Source organism: Oleiphilus sp. HI0067 (assembly GCF_001635735.1).
Map to the genome: position 1 here is coordinate 1 of NZ_LWFI01001527.1, position 565 is coordinate 565.

General features: G+C 45.3%; 1 protein-coding gene. It reads right to left on the reverse strand.

Annotated features, from left to right (window positions below):
- Positions 1 to 35 precede the first annotated feature (35 nt).
- Positions 36 to 565: ADP/ATP-dependent (S)-NAD(P)H-hydrate dehydratase (locus tag A3739_RS24850; RefSeq protein WP_197472557.1), on the reverse strand; the 530-nt coding region annotated here is incomplete at its 5' end.

Below are 565 nucleotides of genomic sequence, written 5' to 3' on the forward strand. Positions count from 1 at the left end.
AAACTTTTTAGTCGGTTTTAGAAACGAGCGTAAATTTATTTTCGATTCAGAATATGTCTTGCTCGATCTGCAAGATCACTAGCAAGCAAACCTCGTTCTCCGTGTGCGGCGGCCTCTTCATCTGCTGCATGGCTGTGAAGGCATACCGCTAATTCTATAACGTCATTGATGCTGCTTTGGTTTTGGTAAGTCTGAGCGATTAATGCTGCAGCGATTCCTGTTAACGCATCGCCCATTCCGCCTGCTGCCATGCCGGGGTTGCCGTAGCGGCATACCGTAATTAAATCGGTATTAGGATGAGTGATCAGAGTTCCTGAACCTTTCAAGGTTACGTGACAATTCAGTTTTGCTCTTAGAGCCTTAATCGCTTTTATTCGGTCTTCCTCGATATCTGTTGTGCTGCAGTCAAGTAATCGCGCAGCTTCACCAGGGTGAGGGGTTATAAGCGTATTCGTATCGAGACTTTCAATTAAAATTGGGTTTTCTGCGAGGATGTTGAGAGCATCAGCATCTAACACTTTAAAACAGTTTTCGTTGAGAGTCCGTTTCAGAAGTCTCTCGGCCC